16 protein-coding genes are annotated in these 20,631 nt (G+C 61.6%); 7 read left to right on the forward strand and 9 right to left on the reverse strand.

Going from position 1 to position 20,631, the window contains the following annotated elements:
- Positions 1-2,658, forward strand: a 2,658-nt coding sequence (locus VEZ38_RS03570) for an Ig-like domain-containing protein (RefSeq protein ID WP_324891974.1), incomplete at its 5' end; no start/stop codon positions are given.
- A 55-nt stretch (positions 2,659-2,713) separates the two neighbouring features.
- Here VEZ38_RS03570 and VEZ38_RS03575 read toward each other — a convergent pair.
- Positions 2,714-3,808 carry a copper amine oxidase N-terminal domain-containing protein gene (locus VEZ38_RS03575; RefSeq protein ID WP_324891975.1) on the reverse strand — a complete coding sequence of 365 codons (1,095 nt, stop codon included), beginning with the start codon at positions 3,806-3,808 and terminating at the stop codon, positions 2,714-2,716.
- A gap of 245 nt (positions 3,809-4,053) precedes the next feature.
- On the opposite strand from VEZ38_RS03575, the gene VEZ38_RS03580 reads away from it, so the two are divergent.
- A complete protein-coding gene (locus VEZ38_RS03580) occupies positions 4,054-4,983 on the forward strand; it encodes an NAD(P)/FAD-dependent oxidoreductase (RefSeq protein ID WP_324891976.1) in 930 nt (309 codons plus the stop codon).
- 63 nt (positions 4,984-5,046) lie between these two features.
- Here the strand turns inward: VEZ38_RS03580 and VEZ38_RS03585 are convergent, their stop codons facing one another.
- The 5 genes from VEZ38_RS03585 to VEZ38_RS03605 all read right to left on the reverse strand — a co-directional run bounded on the left by VEZ38_RS03585 (position 5,047) and on the right by VEZ38_RS03605 (position 11,148).
- On the reverse strand, positions 5,047-6,438 hold the full coding sequence (locus VEZ38_RS03585) for a sulfatase family protein (protein ID WP_324891977.1): 1,392 nt from the start codon (positions 6,436-6,438) through the stop codon (positions 5,047-5,049).
- Positions 6,431-7,963 (reverse strand): sulfatase family protein, encoded by a 1,533-nt coding sequence (locus tag VEZ38_RS03590; protein WP_324891978.1) that lies wholly within the window; start codon positions 7,961-7,963, stop codon positions 6,431-6,433. The genes VEZ38_RS03585 and VEZ38_RS03590 overlap by 8 nt, the downstream gene beginning before the upstream one ends.
- Positions 7,964-7,996: 33 nt before the next feature.
- Positions 7,997-8,818 (reverse strand): carbohydrate ABC transporter permease, encoded by an 822-nt coding sequence (locus tag VEZ38_RS03595; protein ID WP_324891979.1) that lies wholly within the window; start codon positions 8,816-8,818, stop codon positions 7,997-7,999.
- Positions 8,818-9,690, reverse strand: coding sequence for a sugar ABC transporter permease (locus VEZ38_RS03600; RefSeq protein ID WP_324891980.1), 873 nt, complete (start codon positions 9,688-9,690; stop codon positions 8,818-8,820). Before VEZ38_RS03600 ends, VEZ38_RS03595 begins: the two co-directional genes overlap by 1 nt.
- Before the next feature lie 78 nt (positions 9,691-9,768).
- Complete coding sequence (locus VEZ38_RS03605) at positions 9,769-11,148, reverse strand: ABC transporter substrate-binding protein (RefSeq protein ID WP_324891981.1); 1,380 nt, start codon at positions 11,146-11,148, stop codon at positions 9,769-9,771.
- Between the two features lie 129 nt (positions 11,149-11,277).
- Between VEZ38_RS03605 and VEZ38_RS03610 the strand changes: the two genes are divergently transcribed.
- Positions 11,278-13,122, forward strand: coding sequence for a sensor histidine kinase (locus tag VEZ38_RS03610; protein ID WP_324891982.1), 1,845 nt, complete (start codon positions 11,278-11,280; stop codon positions 13,120-13,122).
- On the forward strand, positions 13,100-14,683 hold the full coding sequence (locus VEZ38_RS03615; protein WP_324891983.1) for a response regulator: 1,584 nt from the start codon (positions 13,100-13,102) through the stop codon (positions 14,681-14,683). The genes VEZ38_RS03610 and VEZ38_RS03615 overlap by 23 nt, the downstream gene beginning before the upstream one ends.
- Positions 14,684-14,750: 67 nt before the next feature.
- On the opposite strand, the gene VEZ38_RS03620 is transcribed toward VEZ38_RS03615, so the two are convergent.
- The 3 genes from VEZ38_RS03620 to VEZ38_RS03630 are packed head-to-tail and all read right to left on the reverse strand — an operon-like array spanning position 14,751 to position 17,754.
- Complete coding sequence (locus tag VEZ38_RS03620; protein ID WP_324891984.1) at positions 14,751-16,334, reverse strand: hypothetical protein; 1,584 nt, start codon at positions 16,332-16,334, stop codon at positions 14,751-14,753.
- Positions 16,335-16,356: 22 nt separating this feature from the next.
- Positions 16,357-17,073: a sulfite exporter TauE/SafE family protein gene (locus VEZ38_RS03625; protein ID WP_324891985.1), complete on the reverse strand. Its 717-nt coding sequence runs from the start codon at positions 17,071-17,073 to the stop codon at positions 16,357-16,359.
- A gap of 3 nt (positions 17,074-17,076) precedes the next feature.
- Positions 17,077-17,754, reverse strand: a complete 678-nt coding sequence (locus tag VEZ38_RS03630; protein WP_324891986.1) for a GntR family transcriptional regulator — start codon at positions 17,752-17,754, stop codon at positions 17,077-17,079.
- A gap of 123 nt (positions 17,755-17,877) precedes the next feature.
- Between VEZ38_RS03630 and VEZ38_RS03635 the strand changes: the two genes are divergently transcribed.
- From VEZ38_RS03635 to VEZ38_RS03645, 3 genes are all read left to right on the forward strand, one after another.
- Positions 17,878-19,062, forward strand: coding sequence for a mandelate racemase/muconate lactonizing enzyme family protein (locus VEZ38_RS03635; RefSeq protein WP_324891987.1), 1,185 nt, complete (start codon positions 17,878-17,880; stop codon positions 19,060-19,062).
- A gap of 24 nt (positions 19,063-19,086) precedes the next feature.
- On the forward strand, positions 19,087-19,851 hold the full coding sequence (locus tag VEZ38_RS03640) for an SDR family oxidoreductase (protein ID WP_324891988.1): 765 nt from the start codon (positions 19,087-19,089) through the stop codon (positions 19,849-19,851).
- A 25-nt stretch (positions 19,852-19,876) separates the two neighbouring features.
- Positions 19,877-20,631, forward strand: a 755-nt coding sequence (locus VEZ38_RS03645) for a dihydrodipicolinate synthase family protein (protein ID WP_324891989.1), incomplete at its 3' end; no start/stop codon positions are given.

The raw sequence follows: 20,631 nt of genomic DNA on the forward strand, positions 1-20,631 counted from the left end.
CCCGACGGAGGCGATACGCTGACGGTCACCGCGGTCACGCAGCCCGCGGACGGAACTGTGACGTTCACCGCCGGCGGCGTCTCCTTCACGCCTGCCGCCGATTACATCGGTACAACGACGTTTACATATACGATTAGCGACGGCAACGGCGGCTCCGACACGGCGACCGTCGCCGTGACCGTCGTCACGCCGCCGAACGCGGCGCCGAACGCGACGGACGACGAGGCGACGGTGGCGGAAGACAGCGGGGCGACGACGATCGACGTGCTCGCGAACGATACGGATATCGACGGCGACGCCTTGAGCATAACCGGAGTCACGCAGCCCGCGAACGGAACGGCGACGTTCACCGCAGGCGACGTCTCGTTCGCGCCGGCGGCCGACTTCGCCGGAACGACGTCGTTCACCTACACGGTGAGCGACGGCAACGGCGGTTCCGACACCGCGACGGTGAACGTGACCGTGACCGGCGTGAACGATGCGCCACAGGCGTCGGACGACGCCGCGACGGCAGCGGAGGACAGCGGGGCGACGACGATCGACGTGCTCGCGAACGATACGGATATCGACGGCGACGCCTTGAGCATAACCGGAGTCACGCAGCCGGCGCACGGGACGGTGACGTTCACCGCAGGCGACGTCTCCTTCGCCCCGGCGGGCGACTTCGCCGGAACGACATCCTTCACCTACACGGCGAGCGACGGCAACGGCGGCTCCGACACCGCGACGGTCAACGTGACGGTGACGGCCGCGAACGACGCGCCGGACGCGGCGGACGATACGGCGGAGGCGATCGCCGACGGGGAGACGGTAGCGATCGACGTGCTGGCGAACGATCAGGATGCCGACGGAGACCCCCTCACCGTAGTCGGGGTGACACAGCCGGCGCAAGGGACCGTGACGTTCACGGCCGGCGGCGTCTCGTACGCCCCTCCTTCCAACTTCGGCGGGACGGCGACGTTCGCTTACACGGTGAGCGACGGCAACGGCGGAACGGACACGGCGGCGGTCGCCGTCGAGGTGATGCTGCTGACGTATACGATCGACGCGCTGCCGAATGTGACGTTGACCGCGCTGACGGGAGGATACGCTTCGGGGTCGCAGCAGACGCGCACGGTGACGATCGCGCGAACGGGCACAGGCCCCCTCGCGAACTTGACGGTGGCGCTTTCCGGCGCGCAAAGCAATGCCTTCGTCGCGACCCAGCCGGCCGCGACGGCATTGAACGACGCGACGACGTCGACGACCTTCACGCTGAAGGCCAAAGACGGCTTGCAGCCTGGCGCCTACTCGGCGACGGTGACCGTCTCGGCGGACCGCATGACGCCGGTTTCGTTCACCGTCACTCAGACGGTGAACGCACCGCCGGCGATCGTGACGACGCCTCCGCCCGCTGCGCCGACGGGGGTGGAAGTGCTCGTGAACGGGCGACCGGAAACGATGGGACAAGCCGAAACGACAACGATGGAAAACGGACGCACCCGGACGACCGTCGCGGTCGACCCGGCGAAGCTGCAGGCACGACTGGACGCCGTGGGGGAGAGGCCGATCATTACCGTGCCGACAAGCGGCAACGCCGACAGCTTCGTCGGAGAGCTCGACGCTCGCAGCGTCCGGAGTTTGTCGCAGAAGCAGGCCGTCGTGGTGTTCCAGACGGAAGCCGCCTCGTATGTGCTGCCGGCGGAACGCATATTTAACGAAAATCTCTTGGCACGACACGGGGTGGATCCGAATGCCAAGGATACGGTCGTGCAGATCGAAATCGCACGACCGCAGGACGCCATGCTGCAAGTCGTGGAAAACGCGGCCGCCGCCGGAGAGCTGTCCATCGTAGCGCCGCCGCTCGACTTTGCCGTCCGTGTCGCCTCCGGCGGCGAGACCGTCGAGCTGACGACGTTCGAAGCGTACGTGGAACGTACCGTCGCGATTCCGGAGGGCGTCGACCCGAGCAAAATTACGACGGCGATCGTCGTCGACCCGGACGGCCGGACGCGGCACGTCCCGACGCGAGTGACGACCGTCGACGGGAAGCATTACGCCGTCATTAACAGCCTGACGAACAGCACGTACACGGTCGTCTGGAACCCCGTCGAGTATGCGGACGTCGAAGGTCACTGGGCGCAGGAGGCCGCGAACGACATGAGCTCGCGGATGGTCGTCATCGCAGGCGCCAGTGAGACGGCGTTCCGGCCGAACGCCGCGGTGACCCGGGGCGAATTTGCCGGCATGCTCGTCCGCGCGCTCGGCCTGCGGCCGGTCGGCGGCAACAGCCCGTTCGCCGACGTGCGGCCGAACGACGAGGACGCGGGATTCATTCACGCCGCGCATGCATACGGGTTGCTCGTCGGACACGAGGACGGCCGCTTCCGGCCGCACGACCCGATTACCCGCGAGCAAGCGATGACCGCGATTGCCAAGGCGGCCGACGTCACCGGCTTGGCCGCCGGCCTGCCGGCCGCGGAGGCGGCGCCGCTGCTGACGCCGTATGCGGATGCCGCGGACGTATCGACTTGGGCGAAGGCCGGCGTCGTCCTCGGTCTGCAATCGGGCCTGCTCCAAGGCCGGACGGCCACGTTTCTCGAGCCGAAAGCCGACCTCACCCGAGCGGAAGCCGCCGCGCTGCTGCAGCGCCTCTTGCAGAAGTCCGGATTGATTTAACGAATTGGCAAGCCCGCAGGCGATGCTCCGTAGGGAGCTCGTTTGCGGGCTTTTTTCACTTCTCCCAGAATGCAACTCCATTGTACGCCGACTCGTAGCTTCCGAAATCCAGCGCCGGCGCGACGGCATATCGCAGCGTGAACGCCTCGGCCTCCGTCTCTTCTCCTCGCCGGTACGTCCCGCGAATGACCAGCGCCTCGTCCGTCCCGGCGTCGGCGATCAAGACGATTGTCGTTTGCCCGGACGCGTCGACGACAAGTTTCTGCACGCCGCCCTGCTCGTCTTGAAGGTATTGGCGAACCGTATAGGTATCGTTCCCCGTCGCGCGCAACAATCTGGGCAGGTACGCCAGTCCCGGGTCGACCGAAGCGCCGGCGCGCGCCTCCGGGTTCGCCTGTACGCATGCTTGATCGACGGAGGTCGAATACCGTATCGCCTTCTTCCCGTCTGGCCTGCTGTCCATTCGCGGCGTGATCAACGTGCAATCCTCCATCAGGTAGGAAGCCTTGCCGTTCGGATCCCACGGAACCGAGCCGATCACGCGTTGGTTGGCGACGGGGGCGAACGAGAAGGAGACGGGCGTTTCCTTTTCCATATTGATCAGCTGCAGCTGCGTATACAACTTTCCGTCGCGGATGCCGTAATGCTCGATCTTCATCGCAACCTTGGCAGCGGGGTTGTATTTATAGTCGGTCCGCGCCTCGGCGTTCGCTTCGAGCTCCAGGTCGAGGGGCACCGCTAAGATATACTCTAACGGGGCCGACGTCATCCGGACCGTACGAGTCGCCTCTTCCCAGAACACGCCGCTCCCCAGGGCCTCGCTCACGACCCGCAGCGGGACGTAAGTCCGACCGTCGACCGAGAGAGCTTTCAACGGGGGCGGCGCTGCCTTGCCATTCAAAACAATGCTTCCGTCGGTTAGATGAATGACTACCGATCTGTACCGGACCGTGGAGGTCACGACCTGGCTCGCTTCGTCCCAATGCACCCTCGCCCCGTGCGCTTCGAACACGGAACGCATCGGCACGTACGCGCTTCCGTCGACAAGGAGCGGCGCCGCTTCGAAATGCAGCCGAACCCCGTCCAGCGTCACCCGGATCGGTTCCTCCTCGTCAGCCCACGCCGGAACCGCCCATAACAAGACGATCATACTTGCCATAATCATCCTCAACCCAACGCTGCGTCGCATCGTCCCGAATCCGAGCATACGCCATACCGCTGCAAACATCGCAAGTCGCTCCCATTCTATGAAAATATTTACTCCTACGAATAGTATACAAACCTTTGCAACCGCGCGCTGGGAAAGTTTGTTGCAAGCGGGACACGGGGGATTCATAATGTAGCTGGCGGCGTCGCTCGGCGTGCCGGCATTTAACCTTATGGAGGCGATCGAAAATGAACCCCCAACCGCTCCTCGACGCAGCGATTATAGGAGGCGGCCCGGCGGGCCTGAACGCGGCGCTCGTGCTCGGGCGGGCGCGGCGGAGCGTCGTCGTCATCGACGAGGCGCTGCCGCGCAACCGCGTGACGCGCGAGTCGCACGGCTTCCTGACCCGCGACGGCGCGCCGCCGGGCGAGCTGCTGCGCATCGCGCGCGAGCAGCTGGAGCCGTACCCGTCGGTTCGATATACGAAAGATGCCGTGATTGCGGCGGAGGGCGCGGACGGGCGCTTCGTCGTAACGACGGCGAGCGGCGCGACCTACCGCGCGAGGAAGCTGCTGTTCGCCGCCGGGCGTAAGGACCTGCCGCTCGACGTCCCCGGCCTCGCGGACGTGTACGGGAAGAGCGCCTTCGTTTGCCCGTATTGCGACGGCTGGGAGCTGCGGGACCGCCGCATCGTCTGGATCGGCAAAGGCGCGTTCGCGCTGCATATGGCGATGACGCTGTCCGGCTGGACGGATCGCATAACGCTCTGCTTGCACGGCGCGGACGACTTGCCGGAAGCGCATCGCGAGGAGCTGCGCCGCCACGGCATCCCCTTCTACCTGTCGCGCGTACGCGCCATTGAATCCCGGGACGGCCAGGCGGAGCGCGTCATGTTGGAGGACGGCACGGCGCTCGCGTGCGAGGGGATTTTCTTCGCGCCGAACCTCGCGCCCGGCACGGACCTGCCGCACTCGCTCGGCTGCCAAATTACGGAGAACGGCACGGTCGTCGTGGCGGATGCGTTCGGCGCGACGAGCGTGCCCGGGGTGTTTTGCGCGGGGGATGCGGCGACGGAGATGTACCAGGTCGTCGCCGCCGCTTCCTCCGGCGCGCTCGCCGCGATCGGCATCAACAAGGCGCTGCTTGCGGAGGATTGGGACGCGAAGGCGCCCAAGTAAGCCGGGCAGACGAGCTCGCGGCGTCGATCGGGTCTGGATCGCGCCAGCATCGTGCGGAAGCGCCTAGTCGGGCAGAAGCCGCTGCGAGGCGACGAGGCGGCGCAGCAACCGAAGCTGCATAGCATCGAGCTGGCCTCGATATTGCGGATCGAGAACGAGGTTGCGTTGCTCGTCGGGGTCGTTCGCGAGGTCGAACAAGAGGTACGGCTCGCCGAGGCGGTTCACGGCCAGCTTCCACTCCCGGTCCTGCACCATGTATTCGCCGTGCACCTCGACGAGCGCTTCGTCGCGGTGCGCGGCCGGCCGGCCGTCGAGCAGCGCCGCGAACGACTTCGCGAAGCGCGCCGTCCGCCACTCCCCGCCGCCGAGCTCGACGAGCGTCGGACCGAGGTCGAACAGCTCGATCGGCGAGTCGACGGCGGTTCCCGCGGCCGCGCCGTGGCGGCCCGGCGCGCGCACGATCAGCGGCACCCGCACGGCCCCGTTGAGGAACTGCTCCTTGTAGATGAGGCCGTGATCGCCGTTCATCTCGCCATGGTCGGAGGCGAACGCGATGATCGTCCGCTCGAGCTCGCCCCTGCGTTCGAGCGTGCGCAGCAGCTCGCCGATCTGATCGTCGATCAGCGTAACGTTGCCCGCGTAGTTGGCGCGCATCGCCGCGATCTCGTCCGCGCTCGCCTCCGGCGAATGCGGGTCGCCGGGCGCGAAGTACCGGTCCAGATGCCCCGCCTTCCGCCCCGGCGTCGGCGATAGGCGCGGCACGGGTGCAGGCATCGAGCCCGGATCGTACATGCTTGCGTAGGGCTCCGGCGCGTCCCACGGCTCGTGCGGCCCGCCGAAGCTCACCATGCAAAACCAAGGCTCCGGTCGGTCGTACCGCTCCAAGTAGTCCCTCGCTTGCCGTCCGACGTAGACGTCGGCATACTGGTCCAACGGCAGCGGGGAAGGCCTGGCGGCATATGGCTTTTCGGCAAAGCGCCGACGGAAATCTTCCTTATATATATCCCATAGCCCGGCGCGTTCCCAGCCTTCCGTCATATGGCTTCCGACATGCATGCTGGCGCGGGGGCCGCCGATTTCGTCGACGTCGTCGAAGCCGTACGCTCGCATCAGGGGCTCGCGGTCGCGCAGGTCGCCGCTATGCCGGTGCAGATGCGTCTTCCCGAACAAGCTGGTGCGGTACCCCGCGGATCGGAGCGCCTGCATCCACGTGCTCGACGCCGGATCGAGATCGAAGTCGGGGACGTTGCTGCACACGCCTGTGTTATGCGGATACAAGCCGGTCGCGAGCGAGACGCGGGCCGGAATGCACACCGGCGCGTTCGTGAAGCATTGGGTGAACAGCACGCCCTCGCCCGCGATCCTGTCGAGGTTCGGCGTCTTCACCCAGCCGCCGGTTCGGCCGAGCGCGTCCCAGCGAAGCTGATCCGTCATCAGGAACAAGATGTTATGCATACGTCGTCCGTTCCACGCGGGTTTCCAGCTTCTCCAGCTCGAGGAGCAGCAAGCCGTACAGCTCCCGCCGCACGGCTTCGTGCTCGGGGCTTCCCCACAGGTTCCGAACCTCTCCCGGATCCTCCGCCAAATCGTACAATTCGCCGAAGGGCTGGCCTAGGAAGACCGTCATTTTGTACCGTTCGGTGACGATGGACTTCAGCCGCAGCTTCGCGGGATCGTCCATATGTTCGATCAGCGCCGCCCGCCGGGGCGAGGCGTCGCCATGGAGCAGCGCCGGCGACAAATCCGCGCCGTCCATGTCGGCGACCGGCTCGACGCCGCAGAGCGACAGCACGGTCGGAGCCAGGTCGACGAGGCTCACGATTCCCGGTACCGCGCGCCCCGGCTCGAGCCCCTGCTTCCATCGGATGAGCAGCGGCACGTTGACAAGCTGCTCATACAGGAACGGGCCCTTCATCCAGATGCCGTGATCGCCGAGCAGCTCCCCGTGGTCGGTCGTAAAGATGACGATCGTGTTATCGGCGAGTCCCTTCTCCTCGAGCTTGGCCAGAATGTCCCCCACGGCTTGGTCGATCAACTCGACCATACGGTAGTAGTACGCCCTCCCGAGCCGGGCGTCCTCCGCCGTCACCTCGTGGTAGTTGTAGCTGCTGAAGCCTTGCCCGGCCATCGCGAACGTGCCGTGCAGCGGATGCTCCTTGCTCCAGCGGCCTCTGTATACGTCAAGGTAGAACGGCGGCTTATCCTCCAACTCTCCTTCCGTATAGCGGGGCAACGGAAACCGTTCGGGCCGCAAATCCGCCGCCGCCTCCGCCGGCAGCGCATGCGGATGGTGCGGGTCTTGGAAGCCCAAGTTCAGAAAGAACGGTTCGTCCGAGTCCGCCGAAACGCCCTCCTCGAGGAACGCCAACGCCCGCTCGCGCACCCATGCCGTGTTCGTGCAGTCCGGCGGGATGTCCCACGCCACCGCCTCTCCGCCGAAGGAAGAGGAGGCGAGGGAGACGGCCGGGAATTCCGTCGTGCCCGCCTTCTCCTTCACCCAAGCGCCGTAGTGTCCGGCGACGCCGTTCGTGGTATGTCCCTGGCAAATTTCGATCCGTTCGAAGCCGTAATACGGCCCGTCGAAGCCGGGGTACAGCTTCTCCCACTCCCGCACCGTCTCCTTCGATTGCTCCGCCGTCGCGAGGAACGGCTGGAAGTGCAGCTTGCCGATATGGTACGTCCGATACCCTTGCGCGCCCAGAAGATGCTGCAGGCACACCTCCGACTCGGGCACGGTCGTTCCGACGTTCCACGCGCCGTGGTTCGATACGTGTTTCCCCGTGAAGATCGAGGCGCGGCTCGGCGTGCAGACCGGGCTCGGGCAGTAGGCGCGATCGAACCGCACGCCTTCCGCCGCCAGCCGATCCAAATTCGGCGTCTGGACGAAGTCCGAGCCGTAGCAGCCCATGGAATCTTTACGTTGCTGATCCGTCGTAATCAAAATCACGTTCGGGCGCTGCCCGCTGCGTGTCGGTGACATTTTCCGCTTCATCCTTCCGTCAATGCTTTCGCTCTACCCCTTAATCGCGCCGGCGGTCAAGCCTTCGATGAAGAACCGCTGCGCCAATAAGAACAAGACGAGAATCGGCGCCGACGCCGCGACGACCCAAGCGAAGACATGGCCCCAGTTTTCGGAATAATCGCCGATGGCCGAGAAGATGCCTACGGTGATCGTTCTCGAGTGAACGCCCTGCAATAGGTACAGCGGCATTAGGAAATCGTTCCAAATATGCATGCCGACGAAGACGACCAGCGTCGCCGTGACCGGCAGCAGGAGCGGATACACAATGCCCCAGAACGTCCGAAGCTGGCCGGCGCCGTCGATGATCGCGGACTCCTCCAGCTCGTAAGGCACGGTGGCGATAAATTGCTTATACAAGAAGATCGATACCGCCAGCTTCGAGCCGACGTAGAAGACGATCATCCCGAACAACTTGCCGATCCACTCCAGCTTGACGTACATGGTGACCAAGGGAATGATCGTCACCTCGTCCGGCAGCATGATGCCGACCAGGAAGAAGACCATCAGGAACGGCGCCAAGCGGGTACCGGACCGCGCGATGTAATACCCGGCCATCGGCGCGATGACGAGAATGCAGATCAGCGAAATGCCCGTGATCGTCAATGAATTGCCGTACATGCGGAAGATATCGTTCTGCGAGCCGAAGACGTGCGCGAAGTTGTCGAGCGTCAGGTTCGAAAAGCGGAACGGCGCTTGCGCGATATCCCTTGTGCCCCGGAACGAGTTCAATAGCACGCTGTAGAGCGGCACGACGACGATAAACACGGCGATCGCAAGGAAGGCGTGCTTAGCCGCGAAGGCGAGCGTTCGCATTAATATTCGACCTCCTTCTTGCGAAGGATCATATTTTGAAGAACGACGGCGAGCAAGATGCCGAAGAGCAGCACGAAGGAGATGGCCGACGCATAACCGTTAAGATTGTATTGGAACGCATCCTGCACGATCTTGATGGACAAAATTTGCGTTGCGTTGACCGGCCCCCCGCCCGTCAGTACGGCGACAAGATCGTATTGCTTCAAGCTGCTGATCGTCGCGAGCACGATGCTGACCGTCAGCCCCGGCACGAGCAGCGGAAGCGTGACGAAGCGAAACTTCTGCCAGGCGTTGCAGCCGTCGATATCCGAGGATTCGTAGAGATCCTTAGGAATCGTCATCAACGCCGCCAGGATGATGACCATATGAAATCCCGTGCTGCGCCAAATATTGACGATGATGACGGAGGTCAGCGCCAGGCTCTTGTCCGTCAGCCAGCCGACTTGCTCCGTGGAAAGCTGCAGCGCTAACAACGTCTTATTTAACAGCCCGTCGTAGGAATACATCGTGCGCCAGATGAAGGACACCGCGACCGGACTGATGACGATCGGCAGGAAAATCGCGCTGCGGTACAATCCGATGAGGCCGCCCGCCTTCTTGAGCAGCACCGCGAAGAGGACCGCCAGCGCGTTGATCGCCGCGACGGAGGCGACGACGAAGACGAGCGATACGATAATGGAGTTTCGAACGTCGGGATCATGGAAGAGCTTGACGTAATTCTCGAGCCCGATGAAATTTACGTCCGGGCGATATCCGTTCCAATCGGTGAAACTATAGTAGAAAGAAGACAACATCGGGAACACCCGGATGACGCAGTATCCGAGCAACGCCGGTAATACAAACAGAAAGGAAATCTTCCTTGTCCGATGCACGTAAATTCCCCTCCTCGTCCGGCGAGAACGCGACGGGAACGAGGCATACTCGTTCCCGCCGAAGCTTCGCTATCGCACCTATTTATTTTCGGCCTTGAGCACGTCTCGGAACATCGATTCCATCTTATCCAGCGCCTGCTGTACGTCCCCGCCGTGCGCGATGTCTTGGGCGGTCGTCCGCATCAGCTCCGCGGTCGCCGCGGGGAACTGGTCGATCTTCATGAACGTAATCTTGGCGGTTTTGTTTGCCGTGATCTCGTACATTTCCTTCGTCAAATAATCTTGCTCGTACGTGAACGGCTTCTTCGTCGTGTAACCGGCGTTGCCCTTCTCCACGATTTGCTGATAGACCGCGTCGGAGAATAAGAACTCGACCAGCTTGAACGCTTCCTCCGGATGCTTCGTCTTGGCGCTGACGCCGATGTCTTCGCCGAACATAACCGGATAGATGTCTGCGGACTTCATGCCCGGCAGCGGGAACCAGCCGACTTCGAACTGGCTGCCTTCCGCGTATTTCTTGGCGTTGAAGATGCCCTGGATAAGCATGGCCGCGGAGCCTTCCATGAACTTCTCGTCCTTCTGGGCGCCGGTGAAGGATAACGATCCTTCATGATAGTAGCCGGCATCCCACAACGCCTGGAAGCGCTTACCGATTTCCAGCATCTCGGGACCGTTGAATTTCATCTCTCCCGACAAAAACTTCTGCGGATAGTCCTCGCTGATCTCGTTCAGCATGACGGTCAGCATCGGGTTGTGAAGCATCATGCCGGATACGCCTTGCCCCGCTTCGACGAACGGAACGACACCGTTGCTCTTGAGCGTCTCGTTCAGCTGCAGGAATTCGTCCCAGGTGTTCGGCGGCGTAAGATTATATTTCTTAAAGATATCCTTGTTGTAGAAGACGTCGAGCATGATGTACTTGGACGTCGGCAGCGTATACACCTTGCCGTCTCGGCGGTACAGCCCCGTCTCGTCCAGCAGCGACGTAAGATGCTCCGGCACTTCCAGGAAGACGCCGTCGATCAGCTTCATCGACTCGAGTCCGGCGAACGTCACGTCCGGCATTTGATCCGTCGCATACAACGTCTGAATATACTCTTGCTTCTTATCCACGCTCGGGTAGGACATCGGGTTCAGCTTGATGCCCGGGTTCTGCTTTTCGAAATCGCTGACGACGCTCGCCCAAAATTCGGCCGTCCATCGATCGTCCATCTGATAGAGGAAGGTAAGCTCGACGTCTTCCTTCGCATCCGACTTCGCCGGCGCTTCCGCCTGCGTCCCCCCCGACGAGCCGCCTCCATTGTTACCGCTTTCATTCGGAACCGCGCTGCTCGAACACGCCGCAAGCAACAAACACGCCATTAATACACTAACGAACATCGCAATCGTACGCCGTTTCATGGCCAATCCCCCTTGGAAAATGTCGCCGAAGCGCTGACGGGCTTCTCTCCCTCTCATTGTCGTGGATTCCCTCCGAACGCTCAAGCACAAAAATATGACTTTTGCTATACTCAGTAAACCTCCTGATCTTGCATTGCGCAGTCGGACGTTCTCGATTACAATAAACATCCAAAGGAGGGGATCTTCATGTTCGCCCGGGCGCTGCAGCGGTTGCTGCAATTGGTCAATAATAAACTACTAGTGAAACTAGTGCTCGCGTATTCGGCGATTATGTTGGTCCCGTTGCTCGTAACGATCCATATCGTCACGAATTCCGTGAATTCCAAGCTGCTGGATGTGGAGGTTCAAAGGCAGGAAGAAATTTTGGAAACTATGAAATCGTACTTGAACGAACAATATAACAAGGTAAATCTAGCAATTTATTATTTGTATTATACCGTGGACGGGACCGACTCCCCCGTGGATCATCTCGTTCGTTTCCGAGAAAATGGAAGCGATTACAACACCGTTACGCGAAACGTGATATCGGGATATTTGAACGGGATCTCGCTCTCGAGGGACGAGATCGTAGACATCATATTGTTGGATACGCGGGACAAACCAGGCGTCTTCAGCACGTCCGACCGCTCGATCTCCAACAACTTCGACTTCTCCGCGCTCCCCGCGCTCCGTTCGATCGCCCCTACGGACAAGCGTACGCGCCTGTTCGCCGACGACAGCCCCGATTATATATTAGGGGACGCGCGGCCCGTCATCTCGCATGTCGGGAATTTATACGATCTGAACAACGCGCAGCTTCGAGCGCCCGTAGGCAGGTATCTCATCAATTTATCCTCCGCGGAAATCGCTCGGCACTATGATGAGTTGTCCGACTCGAGCCGCGCCGCGTTTTACATGCTTCAAGAAGACGGAACCGTCTTGTCCAGCAACCGTCCCGAGGACATCGGACGCGCGCACCCCTTCTTCGACAGGGTCTCGACATCCGCCGTACGGGAAGTCGAGGCGAACGGGGAAGTGTATATCGTCAACAAAACCCGCCTCGCCCAGCGGGGCATCACGCTGCTGATTCAAGTGCCGAAGGCGGCGGTGCTGGAAGGGACGAACCAATTGGTGCAGGACATCTTTGCCGTCTTCCTGGCCGGGGTCATGCTTATGCTGCTGCTGTCCGGCTTATTTTCCAGTTACATCGCGTTCAAGGTAAAGACGCTTTACAACGCGATGCGCGCGGTCGAGAGAGGGAATTTCCACGCGGTCGTAAAGACGGAGAGCAACGACGAATTCGGGCAGCTGACCGCGTCCTTCAATCGCATGTGCATTCGCCTAGAAGAATACGTGAACAAGGTGTACATCGCCGAAATTCAGTCGAAGAGCGCGAAGCTCTCTTCTTTGCAGTCGGCGATCAATCCTCATTTTCTATATAACACGATCGAGTCGATTCGCATGAAGGCGCTCGAGGAGCGGTCGAAGGATACGCCGCACATGCTGTACATGCTGGGGAAGCTGTTCCACTGGCGAATCAGCTCCGAGCGTTCGATCATTACGATCGAGGAGGAGCTGGAATCGATCGACTGGTACTTGTCGTTAATGAATTTTCGGTTCGCCAACAATTTGGAGACGAAAATTCAGGTCGACGAATCGCTGTACGAATACTGCATCCCGAAGCTGCTGCTTCAACCCATTATCGAGAACGCCTTCCAACACGGGCTGTTTCGCAAGCAGCGGCGGGCCGTGCTCTCGATTCGGGGAACGCTGCGAGATCGGACGATCGTGTTCGACATCGCGGACAACGGGATCGGGATCGGCGAAGAGCGGCTGCGCGCCCTTCGGGCCGGCTTCGATCGGACCTTCGAATCGGCGGGTGCCGAGCATATCGGGCTCGCGAACGTCTTTCAGCGGGTGCACGTCTTGTTCGGCAGTCCGCATACGGTTCGAATCGAGAGTAAAGAGCAATACTGGACGAAGGTCAGCGTAAGCATTCCGGCGCTGCACAGGAAGGAGATGGAAGCGCGTGTACCGAGCATGCATTATTGACGACGAGCCTTCCATTCGCTCGGGGATGAAGCATATCCTTCCCTGGGAGGAATACGGCATCGAGTTGATCGGCGAGGCGGCCGACGGGGCGGCAGGCTACGCGCTCCTCGCGGCGGAAAGACCGGATCTCGCGATCTGCGACATTCGAATGCCGGCCATGGACGGTCTCGAATTGATTCGCCGCTCGCATGCCGACGGCCTCGAGACGAGGTTCGTCATCCTTAGCGGCTACGACGACTTTCAGTACGTGAAGGAAGCGCTGCAGTACAACGTGGAAAATTATTTGCTGAAGCCTATGAACATCGAGGAGATGGAGCAGACGATTCACCAGATTACGCGCAAGCTGGAATCGGATGCGAGCCGCAGCCGCGAACGAACGCAGGAGCGCGAGTTGATTCGCAACAATGTGCTCAATCGGTTGCTTACGAACCACATCGACGGACCGGAGCTGAAGCAGAAGCTGGCCTTCCTCCAAACCGGCGCGAACGTGTTCGACAGCAAGCTGCAGGCGGCGGTGATCGACGTCGTCGCGGGCTCGACCGAAGCGCGCGACCGAATCGACGCCGCGCTCCGGGCCGCCGAGGAAGCTGCTTGCCGGGCGTTCCCCCCGGATCGGGCGGTCGTCTTTCCCGATTACGCGGGCAGAATCGTCATCGTCTGCGGGGTAGCGAACGAAGCGGAGCATAACGAACGGATGAGAGAAGACCTGCTCTCCTTATACGAGCGTTTGCCGAACCTCGAAGACGCCCGGTGGGTAGTCACGGCGGGGAGCGTGGCGAGGAGCTATAAGCAGCTGCATGTAAGCTATGGACACGCGCTTCGCGCCCAGCAATACCGAATCTACTCGGGCGATACCGTGATTTTGCTGCACGAGGATATCGTCGCGAAGCAAAGCGCCTTTCGCGATTACGCAGCGGTGGATCATCTGCTTCTCGAGGACGCGCTGAAGCACGGGCGCCGGGAGGAGCTTCGCGAGTATATCGAGGGAAGCTTCGACCGTCTGGCGCGCGGCGGCGCAGAGCCGGAAGCCGTCTATTTCTTCGCCATGGAGGTCGTCATCTCGCTGCTGCGCATTCTTCGGCTCGCCGGCGTATCGCAAGACGAAATTTTCGGGGACGAGATGCAGCTGCTGCGCTATATTCGCGAACTGGAGCACATCGATAAGATCAGGTTTTGGCTGAACGGAAAAATTCAGAGCACGTTGCGCGCGCTCGACGAGCGGAACGGCGCCAACGTCAGCAAAGTCGTGAAGGATCTGCTGCAATATATCGACCGGCACGCGCACGAGGACGACGTATCCTTGAAATCGTATTCCCAGATAATTCATTATAATGCCGTGTATTTAGGCCGGATTTTCCGGAAAGAGACGGGGGAAGTGTTTTCCGACTACGTCAACAAAGTGAGAATCGAGAAATCGAAAACGCTGCTGCGGGGCAGCAGCATGAAGATTAACGATATTTCGGCGGCCGTCGGGTTTACGAATCGGAACTATTATTTCAACATCTTTAAGAAGCTGGTCGGCATGACCCCGTCCGAGTACCGCAATCGGATGGAGCTGTAAGACGCGAACGGGGCGATCCCTTCGGCGCGGCGTTCGACGCCGCGCCTGGGATCGCCCCGTATTGGTGTTACCGCTCCGCCGCGCGCTCCGTCGCCTCGCCGAACTCCAGCAGGAACAATGCCGTATACACGCTGTTGTTCGTCCATACGATCTGCTCGGACGTCATCGGGAAGCTCGGAATTTCGCCTCCCCCATGGTATTGCTGGGTCGCGACCAGCGTATTCGCCAGCGACCGGGCCTTCGCTAGGTAGACGTCCTTCCCCGTCACCTCGTACGCCTTCGCGTAAACGCGCATCACGACGGCCGTCGCTCTCGCGACCAAGACGAAGCCGAATTGCTCGATGACGGCCGGCGCAAGCCATGTATCCACCGCATATTGCGAGTATTTGGTCGGACCGCCGGGGAACTCGAGCGTCTTCCAGCCCTCGGTCGGCTTCTCCCACACGATGAATTGATCCTCGACGAACCGAAGCAGCTCCTCCGCCAGCCCGACCTTCTCCGCGTCGTCCCCGCCGTTGGTCAACAAGTAGTATGCGGTATCCGCCGCTTGCTCGTACGCCATCTTCCGGTACGGTTCTTTGATTTTCACATCTTCGAACTGGGAATCCCACCGGAATTCCTTCGCGGGATGCGCTAGCAGCCAAGCCGCGACACGCTCCGCGGCGGGAGCGAATTCGGAGCGGCCGTACTGCTTCGCGAGCCGTTCGAAGAAAAATAAAACCCAAGTCGGGATCACCGGCTTCGACTTCAGCTCCTCCCCGGTGCGTCGGTCCACGACGAGCGGCCAGGTGCCGTCCGGGCGTTGCGTCTTCAGGTACGTCTGCGCGACCCGCAGGGCGGCGTCGAAATAGGCAGCGTCCTGCGTAGCGTCGTACAGGTCAAGGTACCCGAAGGTCGCCCGCACCGGCTCGCTGAGCATAAATTGGTTTTGATTTTCCCTTGCGACTTCGAAGTGCCAGTCGTTGATCCGATTTTCGGGATTAATCCAATAGACGGGCGGGAAGTACGGGTACGGCCGCTCCGGCGGCTCGGAATGGCGGATGAGGAAATCCGCGATGTTTCGAGCGATTTGAATGGCGTCGCGCGACTCGCTTTCGCTCGCCGTCAGCCGAGCGAAAGCGACCATGGCTCGAATGGAAGCGCCCATCTCTTTGGCGGCGAAGCAGTTCAGGAACATCTCCGGATCCGGCTTGTTTTCGGTTAACCAGCATTGGAATCGGCGATGCTCGAACAGCGCGCGCAGCCCCCTGACGCCGGCCTCGCGGTACGTCCACGGAGGCGGCTCGCGATAAGGGCCCCCGAATGCGGGCGCGCGGTAGAACGTCAATTCGCCGGCAATGCCCAGGCTTGCGCCGCCGGGCGCTTCCAAGCCTTCCACCGTTAAGCGGACCAGCCCGTGCGGAACGTCGCTCCATACCGGGGAAAGCGGTGCCCAAGGGACGTCCGCCGTAAACGCTAGCATCGGCCCTTCGGCCGGCGCGACTCGAAACCGGTAAGCGCTTGCACCCGGAACCTCGGGAAGCTCGAACGCCGGCGCATAGACGAACCGCTTCGCATACCGATTCCAAAACGGCGCGACGCCCGGCTTCCCGGGTCGAAGCGGCTTGCGCGACGCTTCGAGCTCCTGCGCTAAGTACAATTCCGTCATCATGTTTCTACCCCTCCTAGGTCGGTTACCATCCGAAATAGATTAGCTGAACTCCCGTCGCGAATAAAATCGCGATACACACTCGATGGAAGAACCGTTGATTCAATCGCGCGAACAACAGATGCCCGAGCAGGACGCCGACGAGCATCGCGGGAACGGACAGCGCCGCGGAAATCCACCATCCGCTCTCCGCGCGGCCCAACCCGAGCTGCAGCAAAAAGCTCGCCGAGTATAGGAACAAGTAAAAGGCGAGCGTCGTGCTTCGGAGCGTCGTCTTCTCCATGCCGACGGCCGAGGCATACGCGAGCAAGGGGGGACCCGGAATGCCGATGGCCGCGGCCAGAAACCCCGACAGCCCCCCGGCCGCGCGATCCTTGGCGGCAGTTTGCCTCATGCGAAAGCGAAGCGCCAGCAGGACGGTGAACAAGATGGAGATCGCTCCGACGATCAGCTTTAATCGCTGCCCGGGCACCATCGCGAACACGAGCAGGCCGGCGGGCATGGCGACGAATCCGCCCAATAGGAGCCGCTTCAACAGTCCGGCGTCGATCTCCTTGCGAATGCGGTACCACAGGAGCAACGAGAGCAGCACGGACATCGCGTTGTTGAGCAGCACCGCCTCATGCACGCCGTAGACCAGCAACAGCAACGGTACCGTCATGATCGAAAAGCCGAACCCCGTACCGGTTTGCAAAGCGGAGGACAAGGCGACGACGAGGAAGAGGAACCAATACGCCTCCATCCGTCAGTGCGGCTCGGCGCGATGCGCCGACAACATCGCCTTGCCCATGCGAATATGTGCCTCCGTCAACTCTAGAAGCGACGGAAGGTCGCCTCGGCGCACCGCGGAGACGATCGGCAGATGTCTGCCTTCGACCTCGCCTGGCTCCGCCGGCCGGTTGAAGGATCTCCCGTACGTCTGCAGCAGGCGAATTCTCGACTGAATCGACTTCCACAGCTCGAGCAACAGCGAATGCCCGCTGCGCTCGTAAAATAAAGCGTGGAATTGAATGTCCAAAGCCGCGAACCCCTCGAAATCCCCTTCCGTCGCGTTGCGGTCCATCCGCCGGGCATATTCCTCGAGCAGCCCGCAATCCGCCTCCGTCATATACGGCAGCGCCAGCTCGGCAGCCATAAGCTCGAGCCGAAGCCGAACCCCGTACACCTCTTCGATCAACGGTTCGGTGATGTTGACGACATTCGTTCCCTTATAAGGGACAACCTGAATCAATCCTTCGGTAGCGAGCTGGGCGAACGCTTGCCGCACCGGCGTAATGCTGACGTTCAACGACTTCGCCACGTTCGCTTCGACCAGCCGGGCGCCGAGCGCCAATTCGCCGCGAAAGATCGCGCTGCGCAAAATTTCGGCGACCTTCTGACTCGTGCTTCGTTCCCCCGCGAGCCCGACATTCAACGTATTCAACGGGACCTCCTCCTTCCTAGCGTTATACAACATCTCGATTCCCGATTGACAAAATGTAGTTATCCATTTACTGTGACAATATATCATGCATGATGCATCATGGCAACGGGGAGGGAATAATTCATGCGAATTACCGGCATCGACGCCATCGTGTTGAAGGTAGACCGGGAGGTAAGCGCATTCAGCGGGACCGCGGGCACGCCGGGAACGTACGCCCCGCTCGGAAACGCGGCCGCCTCCGATTACGGCTTCTCCAAGGAATACACATCACTGTATTCCAGCAAGGTCGAGAGTCTCCTCGTGAAGATTACGACCGATGACGGGCGCTGCGGCTGGGGCGAGGCGCAAGTGCCTGTAGGACCCGAAGCGCCGCAAGCGATCGTCCGGCAAGTGCTGACGCCTCTCTTATTGGATCAAGATCCGCTTGCGATCGAGGTGTTGTGGCATCGCATGTACGATTCCCTGCGCGGGCGGGGACATCGGTCCAGCTTCATGATGGACGCCATCGCCGCCGTGGACGCGGCGCTCTGGGATATTGCCGGCAAGCACTGTGGTCAACCGGTGTATCGTCTCCTCGGCGGCGCCTTCCGCAATCCGGTCCCGCTCTATCTCTCGGGCTTGTCCGGCCATACGACCGCGGAGAAGGTCGCTTCGGCGCAGCAAGCGGTTACGGAAGGCTACCGAGCGATCAAGGTGTATATCGGCAAGGGGATACGCGAGGACGTCGGCCTCCTTCGCGCCGTTCGGGATGGCGTCGGGTACGACGTCGCGCTCTTGGCCGACGCGCTCTGGATGTACAACGTCCACGACGCGATCCGTCTAGGCGCGGAATTGGAGAAGCTCGACGTCGCCTTGCTCGAGGCGCCTACCGTGATGGAAGACGTGCAAGGCCATGCGGAGATCGCTCGATCGCTGAAGATGGCGGTGGCGGGAGGGGAAACCGAACGCACCCGGTATCAGCTGTTGCCGTTCCTGCGAGAGCGGGCGCTGGACGTCGTTCAGCCGGATATCGGGCGAACGGGCATTACCGAGGGCATGAAGATGTTGACGTTGGCGGACACCTTCAATATTCCGGCCGCGCCGCATATGGCCATCGGCCAATGCGTCTATATCGGGGCCTCCGCGCATGCGGCCGCCGCCGCGCGCAACTTGTTATGGCTCGAGATGAATCCGGCCGCGTTGGCGATGGCGAATCGGTTCCAACGCCAGCCATGGCGGGTGGAGAACGGCATGCTTCGCGTGCCCGACGCCCCGGGCCTCGGGGTCGACATCGACGTCGAAGCGCTCGGGCCTTATATGCTGCGATAACGAAGGCGAGAGAGGGGACTATCTATGGAGCTTCAAGGACAAACCGCGATGGTGAGCGGCGGTCTGGGAGATCTCGGGCGCGCGATCGCGCTGGAGCTCTCTAGCCGCGGCGCGAACGTCTCGATCGGAGATCTGCGGGCACCCGGAGAGGCGGACGGCTTCTTGGCGCGGCTCCGCGAGACGGGCGTCGGCTCCGTCTACGAGCAAGTCGACCTCCGGGAGCCGGAGGCCGTATCGGCTTGGGTCGAACGCACCGAAGCGGAGCTCGGAACGCCGACGTTGATCGTCTCCAATGCGGGCATCGTCACGCGGGCGTCGGTTCTCGAGATCGAACCGGAGCAGTGGAGCAACGAGTTTGCGGTGAACGTCGGCGGGGCGCTGTCGCTCTGCCAGGCGGCGGCTAAGCGGATGATCGCGCGCAGCCTTCCGGGGCGGATCGTGCTCGTCGGCAGCTGGGCCGCCCATCGCCCGAACCGCGCCATTCCGGCGTACTGCGCTTCCAAAGCGGCGCTCCGCATGCTCGGCCAGGTGCTGGCGGCGGAGCTCGCGCCGCGCGGCATTCTCGTGAACGAGGTGGCGCCCGGCGCGGTGAACGCCGGTCTCTCGGCGGCGAACGTGCGCGGCATGACGCCGGAGGCGCTCGCTTCCAAAATCCCGACGGGCACGTGGATCGAGCCGGAGGAAGTCGCCTGGCACGTCGCCGGGTTGTGCAGCCCCCGCAACGCCAATATGGCGGGGAACGTCGTCGTCGTCGACGGCGGACTATCTTTGACGAATAAGTGGAACTAATTCACGAGACGGGAGAGATACCAATATGGAAAATGTAACCGAAGCCCCGCGCAACACACCGCTGAGCGGCGTATACCCGATTCTCGCAACTTGCTTCCACCCGAACGACGAAATCGATTATGCCAGCCAAGAGCGGCTGATCGAATTTTGCATCGAGGGCGGCGTGCACGGCCTCGTGCTGTTAGCCAACGCATCCGAGGGTCATCTCATGTCGGATGAAGAACGACGCGAGCTGCTCCAGTTTTGCATCGACCGCATCGGGGGCCGGGTGCCGGTCGTCGTCACCGTCAATCATCCTTCGGCGAAGGCGGCCGCCGAGCTGGCCCGCTTCGCCGAAGCTTCTGGCGCGTCCGCCGTCATGGCCATGCCTCCCTTCTTCGGCCGGTGGCGCGCGGGTCCCGACGAAATTTCCCGCTTCTTCGGCATCCTGAACGACGCCGTCACCGTGCCGATCATCGTACAGGATCACATGCTCAGCGATATCCAGATGTCCGTCTCCTTCCTGCTGGACCTGGCCCGGAGGTGGGAACGCGTCCGCTATCTAAAGCTCGAGTCGGGTAACATTAATTATAAAGCGAAGCAGCTCGCACAGGCGGAGCAGTCCCCTTACCTTGGCATCTTCGGCGGAAACAGCGGCGTCTTCTTGCCGGAAGAGATGGAGTCCGGCTGCACGGGCACGATGCCGGCTTGCTATATGCCCGAAGTGTTTCGCAAGACGTGGGACTTGATGCGCGAGGGACGCGCCGACGAAGCGGTCGCGTACTTCTCTCCGTACTCGCG

This window comes from Paenibacillus sp. (genome assembly GCF_035645235.1).
GTDB lineage: Bacteria > Bacillota > Bacilli > Paenibacillales > YIM-B00363 > Paenibacillus_AE.

What these genes read in the sequence shown, in the direction of transcription:
- VEZ38_RS03575 (WP_324891975.1), bottom strand. Translation starts at nt 3,808, where the DNA reads ATGATCGTCTTGTTATGGGCGGTTCCGGCGTGGGCTGACGAGGAGGAA.
- VEZ38_RS03580 (WP_324891976.1), top strand. Translation starts at nt 4,054, where the DNA reads ATGAACCCCCAACCGCTCCTCGACGCAGCGATTATAGGAGGCGGCCCG.
- VEZ38_RS03585 (WP_324891977.1), bottom strand. Translation starts at nt 6,438, where the DNA reads ATGCATAACATCTTGTTCCTGATGACGGATCAGCTTCGCTGGGACGCG.
- VEZ38_RS03590 (WP_324891978.1), bottom strand. Translation starts at nt 7,963, where the DNA reads ATGTCACCGACACGCAGCGGGCAGCGCCCGAACGTGATTTTGATTACG.
- VEZ38_RS03595 (WP_324891979.1), bottom strand. Translation starts at nt 8,818, where the DNA reads ATGCGAACGCTCGCCTTCGCGGCTAAGCACGCCTTCCTTGCGATCGCC.
- VEZ38_RS03605 (WP_324891981.1), bottom strand. Translation starts at nt 11,148, where the DNA reads ATGAGAGGGAGAGAAGCCCGTCAGCGCTTCGGCGACATTTTCCAAGGG.
- VEZ38_RS03610 (WP_324891982.1), top strand. Translation starts at nt 11,278, where the DNA reads ATGTTCGCCCGGGCGCTGCAGCGGTTGCTGCAATTGGTCAATAATAAA.
- VEZ38_RS03620 (WP_324891984.1), bottom strand. Translation starts at nt 16,334, where the DNA reads ATGATGACGGAATTGTACTTAGCGCAGGAGCTCGAAGCGTCGCGCAAG.
- VEZ38_RS03625 (WP_324891985.1), bottom strand. Translation starts at nt 17,073, where the DNA reads ATGGAGGCGTATTGGTTCCTCTTCCTCGTCGTCGCCTTGTCCTCCGCT.
- VEZ38_RS03635 (WP_324891987.1), top strand. Translation starts at nt 17,878, where the DNA reads ATGCGAATTACCGGCATCGACGCCATCGTGTTGAAGGTAGACCGGGAG.
- VEZ38_RS03640 (WP_324891988.1), top strand. Translation starts at nt 19,087, where the DNA reads ATGGAGCTTCAAGGACAAACCGCGATGGTGAGCGGCGGTCTGGGAGAT.